This window comes from Halopseudomonas sp. L-58 (assembly GCF_056859475.1).
Genome location: NZ_JBSXON010000012.1, coordinates 1 through 15,621, shown reverse-complemented (window position 1 = coordinate 15,621; position 15,621 = coordinate 1). Strand labels below are relative to the sequence as shown.

Sequence of the window (15,621 nt, the reverse complement as noted above, 5' to 3'; positions counted from 1 at the left end):
CTCTTCCGGCGCGTTGTCGATCTGGTCGAACGCACGGGCAGCGCCGCCGTAGGACTCTGCACAAACGCGGGTCAGAGCTGCAGTCAGGGTAGTCTTGCCATGGTCAACGTGACCGATGGTGCCTACGTTCAGGTGCGGTTTACTACGTTCAAATTTTTCTTTTGCCACGGTTGATAACCTCTTTAATTAGCCTAGGTTCAAGTTAGCCTTGCTTCTTGATGATCGCTTCGGCGATGTTCATGGGTGCCTCGGCGTACTTCGAAAACTCCATGGAGTAGCTCGCACGTCCCTGGGACATGGAGCGAACATCCGTGGCGTAACCGAACATTTCACCAAGCGGAACCTCAGCGCGGATCACCTTACCGGAAGGAGTATCTTCCATACCCTGTACCAGACCGCGACGACGGTTCAAGTCGCCCATTACGTCACCCATATAATCCTCAGGGGTGACTACTTCGACTTTCATCATCGGCTCAAGCAGGACAGCACCACCCTTCTGGGCCAACTGCTTGGTGGCCATCGAAGCTGCGATCTTGAACGCCATCTCGTTTGAGTCGACATCATGGTAGGAACCGTCAAACACGGTTGCCTTCAGGCCAAGCAGCGGATAGCCGGCGAGAACGCCGTTCTGCATCTGCTCCTCGATACCCTTCTGGATGGCCGGGATGTATTCACGCGGAACCACACCACCGACAATTTCATTGACGAATTCAAGCTTCTCGTCATTGCCCTCGGCAGGCTCGAAGCGAACCCACACATGACCATACTGACCACGACCGCCGGACTGACGCACAAACTTGCCTTCGACTTCACACTTGTTGCGAATCGCCTCGCGATAGGCAACTTGAGGCTTGCCGATATTGGCCTCAACACTGAACTCACGCTTCATCCGATCGACGATAATGTCGAGGTGCAACTCACCCATACCCGAGATGATCGTCTGACCAGACTCTTCATCGGTACGCACGCGGAACGAAGGATCCTCCTGGGCCAGCTTGCCCAGAGCGACACCCATCTTCTCCTGATCGGCCTTGGTGCGTGGCTCAACCGCAACCGAAATAACCGGCTCAGGAAAGTCCATGCGCTCCAGGACAATCGGCTTGTCGATAGCGCAAAGCGTATCGCCAGTGGTCACATCCTTCATACCGATCAAGGCCGCAATATCACCGGCGCGCACTTCCTTGATCTCTTCGCGGGCATTGGCATGCATCTGCACCATGCGCCCGACGCGCTCCTTCTTACCCTTCACCGAGTTGAGCACCGCGTCGCCCGAAGACAGCACGCCGGAGTAAACCCGAGCAAAGGTAAGCGTCCCCACAAAGGGATCGGTCGCAATCTTGAACGCCAGCGCCGAGAAAGGCTCGGCGTCGTCGGCATGACGCTCGTCAGTGCGCTCCTCATCATCCGGGTGCACGCCCTTGATGGCAGCAACCTGATCAGGCGCAGGCAGATAGTCGATAACCGCATCCAGCACCAGCGGTACGCCCTTGTTCTTGAACGAGGAACCACACACTGCCGGAACGATCTCGCAGGCCAGCGTACGCTGACGCAACCCCGCCTTGATTTCCTCGACGGAAAGCTCGCCTTCCTCGAGATACTTGTTCATCAGGTCTTCGTTGGCCTCCGCGGCCGCCTCGACCATCTTTTCGCGATACTCTTCTGCCAGATCACGCAGCTCCGCGGGGATTTCCTCCTCCACGAAACTCATACCCTGATCCGACTCATCCCAGCGAATCGCCTTCATCCGCATCAGGTCAACCTGACCGGCGAAGTTCTCCTCCGAACCGATAGCCAACTGAATAGGCACGGGCGTATGACCCAGCCGCTTCTTGATCTGCTCAACGACACGAAGGAAGTCGGCGCCCTGGCGATCCATCTTGTTTACATAGACGATTCGCGGAACACCGTACTTGTTGGCTTGACGCCACACGGTCTCGGATTGAGGCTCGACACCGGACGTACCACAAAACACAACGACAGCACCATCAAGCACCCGCAGCGACCGCTCGACTTCAATCGTGAAGTCGACGTGGCCGGGGGTGTCGATGATGTTGACGCGATGCTTGTCGTACTGCTTCTCGGAACCCTGCCAGAAGGCAGTGGTAGCCGCCGAAGTAATGGTGATACCCCGCTCCTGCTCCTGCGCCATCCAGTCCATGGTCGCGGCGCCATCATGCACCTCGCCCATTTTGTGGTTTACGCCGGTATAGAACAGAATCCGCTCTGTAGTCGTGGTCTTGCCCGCATCGACGTGCGCACAGATACCAATATTGCGATACAGATTGATCGGGGTTGTACGAGCCACAACAGTCTCCTTGGCCGTTTAGAAGCGGTAGTGAGAGAACGCCTTGTTGGCTTCAGCCATACGATGGACGTCTTCACGCTTCTTGACAGCAGCACCCTTGCCTTCAGCGGCATCACCCAGCTCACCAGCCAGACGCAGGGCCATGGACTTCTCGCCACGCTTACGGGCAGCATCAACCAGCCAGCGCATCGCCAGAGCGTTGCGACGGGAGGGACGCACTTCAACCGGAACCTGATAGGTGGCACCACCTACACGGCGAGATTTAACTTCCACGAGCGGAGCGATAGCGTCGAGAGCTTTCTCGAACAACTCGACCGGATCTTCGGTCTTGGTACGCTCTTTCAGCTTGTCCAGTGCACCGTAAACGATACGCTCGGCAGTGGACTTCTTGCCGCTTTCCATTACGTGGTTCATGAATTTCGCGAGAATCTGGCTGCCGTACTTAGGTTCTGGCAGGATCTCACGTTTTGCCGCTACACGACGTCTTGGCATGATAAGCCCTCAAACGGTCTTCAGGTTAGCCCGGAACTGTAACGACCTGGTTACGTCCGACCTTACTCTTATCGACTCTGATAAATGAAATAGAATTACTTGGGACGCTTGGCGCCGTACTTCGAACGACCCTGCTTACGGTCTTTAACACCAGAGGTGTCGAGAGAACCGCGAACAGTGTGGTAACGCACACCCGGCAAGTCTTTTACACGGCCGCCGCGAATCAGAACGACGCTGTGCTCTTGCAGGTTGTGACCTTCACCACCGATGTAGGAAGAAACTTCGTAGCCGTTGGTCAGACGAACACGGCAGACTTTACGCAGAGCCGAGTTCGGCTTCTTCGGCGTAGTGGTATACACGCGAGTGCACACACCACGACGCTGCGGGCAGTTCTGCAGGGCCGGTACGTCGCTCTTTTCAGCAACGCGCTTACGCGGCTTGCGAACCAGCTGGTTGATTGTTGCCATCTAGCAAACTCCACTGATGTCGGTAAGACATAGTTAATAAAAAATGGCAGGACATAGTGCCCCGCCAATTTTAGGGGTACGGAATTCTATAGACCCCGCCCCCTGTCGTCAAGGCGCCCACTCCCGGAGGGAGCGGGCCTTCCTTTAACCTTCGCTCGAGTTCAGTGCGTCAGACAGCGCCTGCTCGACTTCGCTCGCGCTGACCTTGACCGGCTTGTCGGCCATACGCTGACGCTTGCGCTCGGCGTGATAGGCCAGACCGGTACCGGCCGGAATCAGACGACCTACAACGACGTTCTCTTTCAGGCCGCGCAGGTGATCGCGCTTGCCGGTAACGGCAGCCTCGGTCAGAACCCGCGTGGTTTCCTGGAAGGAAGCCGCCGAGATGAACGATTCGGTCGACAGCGAGGCCTTGGTGATACCCAGCAGCACGCGGTCGTACTTGGCCGGGAACTTGTCCTGCGCCACCAGTTCTGCGTTCTCTTCCAGCACCTGGGTCAGCTCGACCTGATCGCCCTTGATGAAGCTGGAGTCGCCGGACTCGGTGATCTCGACCTTGCGCAGCATCTGACGAATGGTCACTTCGATGTGCTTGTCGTTGATCTTTACGCCCTGCAGACGGTAAACGTCCTGAATCTCGTTGACGATGTACTTGGCCAGCGCACTGACACCCAGCAGACGCAGGATATCGTGCGGGTTGCTCGGACCGTCGGAGATAACTTCACCCTTGGTAACCTGCTCACCCTCGAACACGTTCAGGTGACGCCACTTCGGAATCAGCTCCTCGTACGGATCGCTGCCGTCGTTCGGCGTAATCACCAGGCGACGCTTGCCCTTGGTTTCCTTACCGAACGAAATGGTGCCGCTGATCTCCGCCAGAATGGACGGCTCCTTCGGACGACGCGCTTCGAACAGGTCGGCAACACGCGGCAGACCACCGGTGATGTCGCGGGTCTTCGAGGTTTCCTGCGGGATACGTGCAACAACGTCACCCACGTTCACCTTGGCGCCATCGGACAGGTTGACCAGCGCGTTGGCCGGCAGGAAGTACTGAGCCGGCACATCGGTACCTGGCAGCAGCAACTCTTTGCCGTTCTCGTCTACCAGCTTCACCGCAGGACGGATGTCCTTGCCGGCAGCCGGGCGATCTTTCGGGTCCATGACCTCAATGTTGGTCAGACCGGTCAGCTCGTCAGCGGTACGCTTGATGGTGATGCCTTCATCCATACCGAAGAACGCAACGGTACCGCTGATCTCGGTAACGATCGGGTGGGTGTGCGGGTCCCACTTGGCAACGATTGCGCCAGCGTCGACCTTGTCACCTTCCTTGACCGAGATAACCGCACCGTAAGGCAGCTTGTAACGCTCACGCTCACGGCCGTATTCGTCTGCGATAGCCAGCTCGCCGGAACGGGAAACCGCAACCAGGGCACCGTCGGCACGTTCAACATGCTTCAGGTTGTGCAGGCGGACGGTACCACCGTTCTTGACCTGAACGCTGTCAGCAGCCGAGGTCCGGCTTGCCGCACCACCAATGTGGAACGTACGCATGGTCAGCTGAGTACCCGGCTCACCGATCGACTGGGCTGCGATAACACCTACGGCCTCACCGATGTTGATCAGGTGGCCACGCGCCAGATCACGACCGTAACAGGTCGCGCACACACCGTAGTGGGTGTCGCAGGTGATCGGCGAACGAACGATGACCTCGTCGACACTGTTCTTCTCGAGGAACTCAACCCACTGCTCATCGATCAGTGTGCCAGCGGCCACGATGGTCTCGTCACTGCCCGGCTTGAGGACGTCACGGGCAACAACTCGACCCAGCACGCGCTCACCCAGCGGCTCTACGATATCGCCACCTTCAATGTGCGGCGACATCAGCAGACCCTTGTCGGTGCCGCAGTCGGTCTCGGTGATAACCAGATCCTGCGCCACGTCGACCAGACGACGGGTCAGGTAACCGGAGTTCGCCGTTTTCAGTGCGGTATCGGCCAGACCCTTACGAGCACCGTGGGTCGAGATGAAGTACTGCAGTACGTTCAGACCTTCACGGAAGTTCGCGGTGATTGGCGTTTCGATGATGGAGCCGTCCGGCTTGGCCATCAGACCACGCATACCGGCCAGCTGACGAATCTGGGCAGCAGAACCCCGCGCACCGGAGTCAGCCATCATGTACATGGAGTTGAAGGACTCCTGATCAACCTCTTTGCCCTCGCGATCAAGTACGCGCGTGGTCTTGAGGTTGTCCATCATGGCCTTGGAGATTTCGTCGTTGGCCTTGGACCACAAGTCGATGACCTTGTTGTACTTCTCGCCCTGGGTTACCAGACCGGAAGCGTACTGGTCTTCGATTTCCTTAACTTCTTCGGTCGCCTCGTCAATGATGCGCGCCTTCTCGTCAGGAATGACGAAGTCATTCACGCCGATGGACGCACCAGAGATAGTGGAGTAGGCGAAGCCGGTGTACATCAGCTGGTCGGCGAAGATAACGGTTTCCTTCAGACCCACCACGCGATAGCACTGGTTGATCAGCTTGGAAATCGCCTTCTTCTTCAGCGGCTGATCGACCATTTCGTACGGCAGACCTTTGGGCAGAACCTGGAACAGCAGCGCGCGGCCGACAGTGGTGTCGACAATGCGAGTCTCGGTGGTCCAGCTTTCGTCCTTGTGCTTGACGGTTTCGGTGATACGCACCTTGACCATCGCGTGCAGCTCAACCTGACCGCTGCGGTACGCCATCTCGACTTCGTTGACGTTGGCGAACGCCATGCCTTCGCCCTTGGCGTTGATGCGGGTACGGGTCATGTAGTACAGACCAAGCACCACGTCCTGGGACGGCACGATGATCGGCTCGCCTGACGCCGGCGACAGGATGTTGTTAGTGGACATCATCAGCGCACGCGCTTCCAACTGGGCCTCGAGGGTCAGCGGAACGTGCACGGCCATTTGGTCACCGTCGAAGTCGGCGTTGTAGGCCGCACAGACCAGCGGGTGCAGCTGGATAGCCTTACCTTCGATCAGAACCGGCTCGAATGCCTGGATACCCAGACGGTGCAGAGTCGGTGCACGGTTCAGCAGAACCGGGTGTTCGCGAATGACTTCAGCCAGGATATCCCAGACTTCCGGCAGCTCGCGCTCAACCATCTTCTTGGCCGCTTTGATAGTGGTCGCCAGACCACGGTGCTCCAGCTTGCCGAAGATGAAGGGCTTGAACAGCTCCAGAGCCATCTTCTTGGGCAGACCGCACTGGTGCAGACGCAGAGTCGGACCAACCACGATCACCGAACGACCGGAGTAGTCCACGCGCTTACCGAGCAGGTTCTGACGGAAACGACCCTGCTTACCCTTGATCATATCGGCCAGGGACTTGAGCGGACGCTTGTTGGTGCCGGTGATGGCACGGCCGCGACGACCGTTGTCCAGCAGCGCATCAACCGACTCTTGCAGCATGCGCTTCTCGTTGCGCACGATGATATCCGGCGCAGCCAGATCAAGCAGGCGCTTCAGACGGTTGTTACGGTTGATGACGCGGCGATACAGGTCGTTCAGGTCGGAGGTCGCAAAGCGACCACCGTCCAGCGGAACCAGCGGACGCAGGTCCGGCGGCAGTACCGGCAGAACGGTCATAACCATCCACTCCGGCTTGTTGCCGGAGCCGTCGAATGCTTCCATCAGCTTCAGACGCTTGGACAGCTTCTTGATCTTGGTCTCGGACGTAGTCTGCGGAATTTCTTCACGCAGCTTGCCGATCTCGTGAGCCAGATCCATGGAGCTGAGCAGCTCGTAAACAGCCTCGGCACCCATACGGGCGTCAAAGTCGTCACCGAACTCTTCCAGTGCTTCGAAATACTGCTCATCGTTCAGCAACTGACCCTTTTCCAGGGTAGTCATGCCCGGCTCGATGACAACGTAGCTCTCGAAATAAAGCACGCGCTCTATATCACGCAGGGTCATGTCCAGCAGCAGGCCGATACGGGACGGCAGCGATTTCAGGAACCAGATATGGGCAACCGGCGAAGCCAGCTCAATGTGACCCATGCGCTCGCGACGCACCTTGGCCAGTGCAACTTCGACGCCGCACTTCTCGCAGATGACGCCACGGTGCTTGAGGCGCTTGTACTTGCCGCACAGGCACTCGTAGTCCTTCACCGGGCCAAAGATCTTGGCGCAGAACAGGCCGTCACGCTCCGGCTTGAAGGTACGGTAGTTGATGGTTTCCGGCTTTTTAACTTCGCCGTAGGACCAGGACCGGATCATCTCCGGGGATGCCAAGCCGATTCGGATGGAATCGAACTCTTCAATCTGTCCCTGGGACTTGAGCAGGTTCAATAAGTCTTTCAAGGCCTATACTCCTCGCAGTGTCTCAAGGGCGGCGCTCGCCGCCCGAGACGTGGGCAGTTGGTGATTATTCGGATTCCAGTTCGATATCGATACCGAGCGAACGGATTTCCTTGACCAGAACGTTGAAGGACTCGGGCATGCCGGCCTCCATGCGATGGTCTCCGTCCACGATGTTCTTGTACATCTTGGTACGGCCGTTCACGTCGTCCGATTTCACTGTCAGCATTTCCTGCAGGGTGTAGGCAGCGCCGTATGCTTCCAGAGCCCAGACCTCCATCTCCCCGAAACGCTGACCACCAAACTGCGCCTTACCACCCAGCGGCTGCTGGGTTACCAGACTGTAGGAACCGGTGGAACGTGCATGCATCTTGTCATCAACCAGGTGGTTGAGCTTGAGCATGTACATGTAACCAACGGTCACCGGACGGTCGAATGCATTACCGGTACGGCCATCCCACAGACGCATCTGACCGCTGTCCGGCAGATCGGCGAGACGCAGCATGTGCTTGATCTCGCTCTCCGCGGCGCCATCAAATACGGCCGTTGCCATCGGCACACCACCGCGCAGGTTGTTCGCCAGCTCGATGATTTCCTGATCGCTCAGCTCGTCCAGATTCTCCTGACGACCGCCTACCTTGTTGTAGACCTCGTCGAGGAACTTGCGCAGATCAGCAATCTTGCGCTGCTCTTCGAGCATGCGGTTGATCTTCTCACCCAGCCCCTTGGCGGCCAGGCCCAGGTGGGTTTCGAGGATCTGACCGACGTTCATACGCGACGGAACACCCAGCGGGTTCAGTACGATGTCGACCGGTGTACCGTTCTCGTCGTGCGGCATATCTTCGATCGGCATGATGACCGAGATAACACCCTTGTTACCGTGACGGCCAGCCATCTTGTCACCCGGCTGGATGCGACGCTTGATTGCCAGGTAAACCTTGACGATCTTGAGTACGCCAGGTGCCAGGTCATCGCCCTGCTGGAGCTTGCGCTTCTTGTCTTCAAACTTCTCGTCGAGCAACTTGCGACGGTCAACCAGATAGGCCTGAGCCAGCTCCAGCTGCTCGTTCAGCGCGTCTTCGCTCATACGCAGCTTGAACCACTGACCACGCTCGATACCAGCAAGGATCTCGGCGTTCAGTGCAGTACCTTTTTTCAGGCCGGCACCACCCTCGACGATCTGACCGTCCAGTGCGGCAGCAAGGCGCTCGAAGGTCGCGGTTTCAACGATACGGAACTCTTCCTGCAGGTCCTTGCGGATCTCGTCGAGCTGCTCCTTCTCGATAGCCAGTGCACGGCTGTCGCGCTCTACGCCGTCACGGGTGAACACCTGAACGTCAATGACGGTGCCCTTGGTGCCCGTCGGCACGCGCAGGGAAGTGTCTTTCACGTCAGAGGCTTTTTCACCGAAGATCGCACGCAGCAGCTTTTCTTCCGGGGTCAGCTGGGTCTCGCCCTTCGGCGTCACCTTGCCAACCAGAATGTCGCCCGGGCCCACTTCAGCGCCAACGTAGACGATACCCGCCTCGTCCAGCTTGCCGAGTGCCGCCTCACCCACGTTCGGGATGTCGGAGGTGATCTCCTCAGGCCCAAGCTTGGTGTCACGGGACACACAGGTCAGTTCCTGAATGTGGATAGTGGTAAAGCGGTCTTCCTGTACAACGCGCTCGGACACCAGGATGGAGTCCTCGAAGTTGTAACCGTTCCAGGGCATGAACGCGACGCGCATGTTCTGACCCAGCGCCAGTTCACCCATGTCGACGGAGGAACCGTCAGCAAGGATATCCTTGCGTGCAACCTTGTCACCTTTCTTCACCAGCGGACGCTGGTTGATGCAGGTGTTCTGGTTGGAACGGGTGTACTTGGTCATGACATAGATGTCGACACCCGCTTCGCCGGCTTCAACTTCGTCGTCGTTGACGCGGACAACGATACGGCTGGCGTCGACCGAATCGATCACACCACCGCGGCGCGCGGTAACGCAAACACCGGAGTCGCGAGCAACGTTGCGCTCCATACCGGTACCGACCAGCGGCTTCTCGGCACGCAGGGTCGGAACCGCCTGACGCTGCATGTTCGAGCCCATGAGTGCGCGGTTGGCGTCGTCGTGCTCGAGGAACGGAATCAGCGAGGCAGCCACGGACACAACCTGACGCGGCGAAACGTCCATCAGGGTGACGTCTTCCGGCGCCTTAACGGTAAATTCGTTCATGTGACGAACCGCTACCAGGTCGTCAACCAGCTTGCCGCCCTCGACCTTTGCGCTCGCCTGAGCGATCACGTGGTCCGCTTCTTCGATGGCAGACAGGAATACGATCTCGTCAGTAACGACCGCGTCTTTCACACGACGGTACGGGCTTTCAAGGAAGCCGTACTGGTTGGTGCGCGCGTAAGTTGCCAGCGAGTTGATCAGACCGATGTTCGGACCTTCAGGGGTTTCGATCGGGCATACACGACCGTAGTGGGTCGGGTGTACGTCACGGACTTCGAAGCCTGCACGCTCACGGGTCAGACCGCCCGGGCCAAGAGCCGATACACGACGCTTGTGGGTAATCTCGGACAGCGGGTTGTTCTGGTCCATAAACTGGGACAGCTGGCTGGAACCGAAGAACTCCTTGACTGCGGCAGCGACCGGCTTGGCGTTGATCAGGTCCTGGGGCATCAAGCCTTCGCTTTCGGCCATGGACAGACGTTCCTTGACCGCACGCTCAACACGCACAAGGCCAACGCGGAACTGGTTCTCTGCCATTTCACCAACCGAGCGAATACGGCGGTTACCCAGGTGATCGATATCGTCAACGACGCCTTTGCCGTTACGGATGTCAACCAGAGTCTTCAGCACCTCGACGATGTCTTCCTTGCTGAGAACGCCAGCGCCTTCGATCTCTTCGCGACCGATACGGCGGTTGAATTTCATACGGCCAACAGCAGACAGGTCGTAGCGCTCACTGCTGAAGAACAGGTTCGCAAACAGGGTCTCAGCCGCGTCTTTGGTCGGCGGCTCGCCGGGGCGCATCATGCGATAGATTTCGACCAGAGCTTCCAGCTGGGTACTGGTGTTGTCGATACGCAGGGTGTCGGACACAAACGGACCACAGTCGATCTCGTTGGTGTACAGGGTTTCCAGACGGGCAACCTGCGCCTTGGCCAGCTTGAGTACCAGGTCAGCGGTAATCTCGGTGTTGCACTCAACCAGGATTTCGCCGGTAGCCGGGTGCACCACAGGCTTGGCGATGGTACGACCAATCAGATAGTCGAACGGCACTTCCAGGCTGGTGATACCAGCTTTCTCGAGCTGATTGATGTGGCGCGCGGTAATACGTCGACCTTTTTCGACGATGACCTTGCCCTTGCTGTCCTTGATGTCAAAGGTAGCAATCTCACCACGCAGACGCTGGGGCACCAGTTCGAGCATCAGGTTTTCACCCTGAACCTGGAACACGTTGGTGTCGTAGAACATGTCCAGAATTTCTTCTGTCTGGTAGCCCAGTGCGCGCAACAGAACGCTCGCCGGCAGCTTGCGGCGACGGTCGATACGAACAAAGACACAGTCTTTCGGGTCAAACTCGAAGTCCAGCCAGGAGCCGCGGTAAGGAATCACGCGAGCCGAGTACAGCAGCTTGCCGGAACTGTGCGTCTTGCCACGATCGTGGTCGAAGAACACACCCGGGCTGCGGTGCAGCTGGGAAACGATGACACGCTCGGTACCATTGATGACGAAGGTACCGTTCTCGGTCATCAGGGGGATTTCCCCCATGTAGACTTCCTGCTCCTTGATGTCCTTGATCGCCTTGTTGGACGACTCGCGATCAAAGATGATCAGGCGCACTTTGACGCGCAGCGGTACCGCGAAGGTAACCCCGCGCAACACACATTCCTTGACGTCGAAGGCCGGCTCGCCAAGGCGGTAACCGACGTATTCGAGGGCCGCATTACCGGAATAGCTGATAATGGGGAAAACAGATTTGAAGGCCGCGTGCAGACCGATATCACGGATCTGGCCCTGGCCGGCGTCAGTCTGGAGAAACTCCCGATAGGAGTCCAGCTGAATGGCCAACAGGTAGGGCACATCCATCACATGCGGCAGTTTGCCAAAGTCCTTGCGGATACGTTTTTTCTCAGTATATGAGTAAGCCATCAGCGTTCCCCAGCTTGGTCACCTGCTTGATTGGCCTCCCCGCTTCGCGGGAAAACCTGAAAATGCGTGCAAGCCCTTCGTCTTGCTCACTCCCTCGGAGTGCGGGCGTTGTACGCCAGTTTGGCGTGATACAACGGAAAAAGGCCGGTGGCACACAGGCCACCAGCCATCAATCTGATTGGATAGAACCAGATTGTCGACGCAAGGTCGGGCGAGCTTACTTGAGCTCGACCTTGGCGCCTGCTTCTTCCAGCGCCTTCTTGGCAGCTTCGGCTTCTTCTTTGGAAGCGCCTTCCTTGATGGTGCCCGGAGCGCCGTCAACCAGTGCCTTGGCTTCTTTCAGGCCCAGGCCGGTCAGTTCACGAACAGCCTTGATGACGTTAACTTTCTTCTCACCGGCTTCGGTCAGAACAACGTCAAACTCGGTCTGTTCTTCAGCAGCAGCAGCGCCACCAGCAGCCGGACCGGCTACAACAGCAGCAGCAGCAGAAACGCCGAACTTTTCTTCCATAGCGGCGATCAGTTCAACAACCTGCATTACGGACATTTCGGATACGGCGTTGATGATATCTTCGTTGGTCAGAGCCATGACTCTAAATTCCTGTATTGGGGACGGCGGAGCCGTCGAAAAAAAGCGTTAAAGGGAAACTGAAGGCGCCGATCAGGCAGCTTCGGCTTCCTTCTGATCGCGGACTGCAGCCAGAGTACGAACGAACTTGCTGGTGGCGCCTTGAATAACGCTCATCAGCTGTGCGATTGCTTCGTCGTAAGTCGGCAGAGAAGCCAGCTTGTCGATTTCACCTGCTGCAAGGAAGTTGCCTTCGAACGCAGCTGCTTTGATCTCGAACTTATCCTGATTCTTCGCGAACTCCTTGAACAGACGAGCGGCAGCGCCCGGGTGTTCGTTGGAGAAGGCAATCAGAGTCGGGCCTACGAAAGTTTCATTCAGGCACTCGTACTGAGTACCTTCGATCGCACGACGCAGCAGGGTGTTACGTACAACACGTACGTAAACGCCGGCTTCGCGTGCTTCCTTGCGCAGACCAGTCATAGCAGCAACGGTCACACCGCGGGCATCAGCCACAACGGCAGACAGCGCACCTTTGGCAGCTTCGTTGACTTCAGCGACGATGGCTTTTTTGTCTTCGAGCTTAATTGCCACGGGTTTTACTCCTGGATTTACCATTAACCGCCCTTGCGGGCAGCGTGTTTTGGTGTCTGATCCAGCCTGCACTGAATCGGGAGCACCATCTGCGTAGGCCTGAGGGATCACTCCCGGGGTTTAAGGCTTGCGCCGCCTACGGTCTTGGACAGCCCCCGCCATGCAGGGACCCCAATCAAAGAAGAGCGCACCGTGCATACGGCGCACTCCAACAACATCAGATGTTCAGGGAAGCCTGATCGATCTGTACGCCCGGACCCATGGTGGTGCTCAGGGTTACGCGCTTGATATATACGCCTTTGGAGGTGGACGGCTTGGCCTTTTTCAGGTCAGCCAGCAGCGCCTCGACGTTCTCCTTCAGTGCGGTGGCGTCAAAGCCTACCTTGCCTACGGAGCAGTGAATGATGCCGTTCTTGTCGGTGCGATAACGAACCTGACCAGCCTTGGCGTTCTTCACGGCAGTGGCGACGTCTGCAGCAACGGTACCAACCTTCGGGTTCGGCATCAGGCCGCGCGGACCCAGAACCTGACCCAGCTGACCAACAACGCGCATTGCATCCGGAGAGGCGATAACAACGTCGTAGTTCAGATCGCCAGCCTTCATTTCGGCGGCCAGATCGTCCATACCGACTTTGTCAGCGCCGGCAGCCAGAGCTGCTTCAGCGTTGGCACCCTGGGTGAACACAGCAACGCGCACAGTCTTGCCAGTACCGTTTGGCAGCAGGGTTGCGCCACGTACGACCTGGTCGGATTTACGCGGATCAACGCCCAGATTTACAGCAACGTCGAACGACTCTACAAACTTGACGTTGGATACGTCAGCCAGAACGGCTGCAGCTTCTTCGAAGGTGTAAGCCTTGTTAGCCTGTACCTTTTCGGCAATTGCCTTTTGACGCTTGGACAGCTTAGCCATTACACACCCTCCACGTTAAGGCCCATGCTGCGCGCGGAACCAGCGATGGTGCGCAGGGCAGCTTCCAGATCAGCAGCGGTCAGATCAGCCTCTTTGGCCTTGACGATCTCTTCCAGCTGAGCACGGGTGACGGTACCCACTTTCTGGCTGTTCGGACGCGGAGAACCGCTCTTCAGACCAGCTGCTTTTTTCAGCAGAACGGCTGCAGGGGTGCTCTTGGTTTCAAAAGTAAAGCTACGGTCACTGTAAACAGTAATGATCACCGGAGTCGGCAGACCAGGTTCCATGCCCTGAGTCTTGGCGTTGAACGCCTTGCAGAATTCCATGATATTTACGCCGTGCTGACCCAGAGCCGGACCAACCGGCGGGCTCGGGTTGGCCTGACCGGCCTTGACTTGCAGCTTGATATAAGCCTGAATCTTCTTTGCCATTGTCTTTCTCCGAAGGGTAATAGCGCCTTGCGGCTTCCCGTTTAAAAACAGCCCCTGATACCGACAACAAAGCCCCGCAACGCGCTAGGCGCTGCAGGGCTCAGGAAATCAGGAGAGATCAGCCTTTTTCGACCTGGCCGAACTCTAGCTCCACTGGCGTGGGGCGACCAAAAATAAGAACAGCCACCTGAACACGGCTCTTCTCATAGTTAACTTCTTCAACAACCCCATTGAAGTCAGCAAAGGGACCGTCGGTAACACGAACAACCTCACCGGGCTCAAACAGCGTCTTCGGCTTCGGCTTGTCGGTGCCATCTGCAACGCGACGAAGAATGGCTTCGGCTTCCTTATCAGTGATCGGCGCCGGCTTGTCGGCGGTACCACCAATAAAACCGAGAACTCGCGCAGTATCCTTGACCAGGTGCCATGTTCCCTCGTTCATTTCCATTTGAACAAGCACATACCCCGGGAAGAACTTGCGCTCACTCTTGCGCTTCTGACCGTTGCGCATTTCCACCACTTCTTCGGTGGGAACCAGAATCTCGCCGAATTGGTCTTCCATTCCGGCCAGCTTGACACGCTCCTGGAGAGAGCGCATTACATGCTTTTCGAAGCCCGAATAGGCATGCACTACGTACCAACGCTTAGACACGGAGCACCTTTAACCAATGAACTGAGAGACGATCCAACCCAGCAAGCTATCAAGCCCCCAGAGGATCAGGGCCATAACCAGAACCACCGCAACAACGATCATGGTTGTTTGTGTGGTTTCTTGCCGAGTAGGCCAAACGACCTTGCGTATTTCGATACGCGCTTCTTTGAGCAGCGACCAGAACGCCTTGCCCTTGCTTGTCTGCAGCGCAACGAAGCCCGCGACCAGAGCAAGAACAACAAGCGCGATCGCGCGGTACAAAACAGGCTCGGCAGAGAAGTAGGAATCCCCAAAAACACCGACGGAGACAATTAAAGCCACAACAACCCACTTGATCACATCGAAGCGGCTATCGTTAAGCTCTGCCTTAGCACTCATGAATCTTCAAGTCCTGTTTTGGAAGCCAGATTTTAATCTGGCAGGCCAGGAGGGAATCGAACCCCCAACCTGCGGTTTTGGAGACCGCCGCTCTGCCAATTGAGCTACTGGCCTGTAATCGCAGTCGAGCCGGCAATACTACCGGCCCGACAGTTCAAGATCAACCAATATTACTCGATGATCTTGGCTACTACACCGGCGCCAACGGTACGGCCACCTTCGCGAATCGCGAAGCGCAGACCGTCTTCCATTGCGATCGGAGCGATCAGGGTAACGTCCAGCTTGACGTTGTCGCCCGGCATTACCATTTCAACGCCTTCCGGCAGTTCGCAGGAACCGGTC

The 15,621-nt window shown here is 57.4% G+C and carries 13 protein-coding genes and 1 tRNA gene; all 14 read right to left on the bottom strand.

Annotation, left to right across the window (positions count from 1 at the left end):
- A partial coding sequence (locus tag AC13EY_RS00415; protein WP_482875787.1) for a GTP-binding protein occupies window positions 1-168 on the bottom strand: 168 nt, incomplete at its 3' end.
- Between the two features lie 34 nt (window positions 169-202).
- Entirely contained in the window at window positions 203-2,305 is a 2,103-nt protein-coding gene (gene fusA, locus AC13EY_RS00410) for an elongation factor G (protein WP_088278036.1), read from the bottom strand.
- An 18-nt stretch (window positions 2,306-2,323) separates the two neighbouring features.
- Window positions 2,324-2,797, bottom strand: a complete 474-nt coding sequence (gene rpsG / locus AC13EY_RS00405) for a 30S ribosomal protein S7 (RefSeq protein WP_088278034.1) — start codon at window positions 2,795-2,797, stop codon at window positions 2,324-2,326.
- 95 nt (window positions 2,798-2,892) lie between these two features.
- Window positions 2,893-3,264 carry a 30S ribosomal protein S12 gene (gene rpsL / locus AC13EY_RS00400; protein WP_080048726.1) on the bottom strand — a complete coding sequence of 124 codons (372 nt, stop codon included), beginning with the start codon at window positions 3,262-3,264 and terminating at the stop codon, window positions 2,893-2,895.
- Window positions 3,265-3,408: 144 nt separating this feature from the next.
- Window positions 3,409-7,608 (bottom strand): DNA-directed RNA polymerase subunit beta', encoded by a 4,200-nt coding sequence (gene rpoC / locus AC13EY_RS00395; protein ID WP_088278032.1) that lies wholly within the window; start codon window positions 7,606-7,608, stop codon window positions 3,409-3,411.
- A 64-nt stretch (window positions 7,609-7,672) separates the two neighbouring features.
- A complete protein-coding gene (rpoB, locus tag AC13EY_RS00390; RefSeq protein WP_228247487.1) occupies window positions 7,673-11,743 on the bottom strand; it encodes a DNA-directed RNA polymerase subunit beta in 4,071 nt (1,356 codons plus the stop codon).
- 217 nt (window positions 11,744-11,960) lie between these two features.
- Entirely contained in the window at window positions 11,961-12,332 is a 372-nt protein-coding gene (rplL, locus tag AC13EY_RS00385) for a 50S ribosomal protein L7/L12 (RefSeq protein WP_088278028.1), read from the bottom strand.
- A 72-nt stretch (window positions 12,333-12,404) separates the two neighbouring features.
- Window positions 12,405-12,905, bottom strand: a complete 501-nt coding sequence (gene rplJ, locus AC13EY_RS00380) for a 50S ribosomal protein L10 (protein ID WP_088278026.1) — start codon at window positions 12,903-12,905, stop codon at window positions 12,405-12,407.
- 217 nt (window positions 12,906-13,122) lie between these two features.
- Window positions 13,123-13,818 carry a 50S ribosomal protein L1 gene (gene rplA / locus AC13EY_RS00375; protein WP_088278024.1) on the bottom strand — a complete coding sequence of 232 codons (696 nt, stop codon included), beginning with the start codon at window positions 13,816-13,818 and terminating at the stop codon, window positions 13,123-13,125.
- The gene (rplK, locus tag AC13EY_RS00370) at window positions 13,818-14,249 is read right to left on the bottom strand and encodes a 50S ribosomal protein L11 (RefSeq protein ID WP_228247486.1); all 432 of its coding nucleotides are present in this window, start codon (window positions 14,247-14,249) and stop codon (window positions 13,818-13,820) included. The genes rplA and rplK overlap by 1 nt, the downstream gene beginning before the upstream one ends.
- Before the next feature lie 118 nt (window positions 14,250-14,367).
- The gene (gene nusG / locus AC13EY_RS00365) at window positions 14,368-14,901 is read right to left on the bottom strand and encodes a transcription termination/antitermination protein NusG (RefSeq protein WP_088278020.1); all 534 of its coding nucleotides are present in this window, start codon (window positions 14,899-14,901) and stop codon (window positions 14,368-14,370) included.
- A gap of 9 nt (window positions 14,902-14,910) precedes the next feature.
- Window positions 14,911-15,279, bottom strand: coding sequence for a preprotein translocase subunit SecE (gene secE / locus AC13EY_RS00360; RefSeq protein ID WP_228247485.1), 369 nt, complete (start codon window positions 15,277-15,279; stop codon window positions 14,911-14,913).
- A gap of 38 nt (window positions 15,280-15,317) precedes the next feature.
- A tRNA-Trp gene (locus AC13EY_RS00355) sits at window positions 15,318-15,393 on the bottom strand.
- 56 nt (window positions 15,394-15,449) lie between these two features.
- On the bottom strand, window positions 15,450-15,621 hold a 172-nt coding region (locus AC13EY_RS00350), incomplete at its 5' end, for an EF-Tu C-terminal domain-related protein (protein ID WP_482876133.1).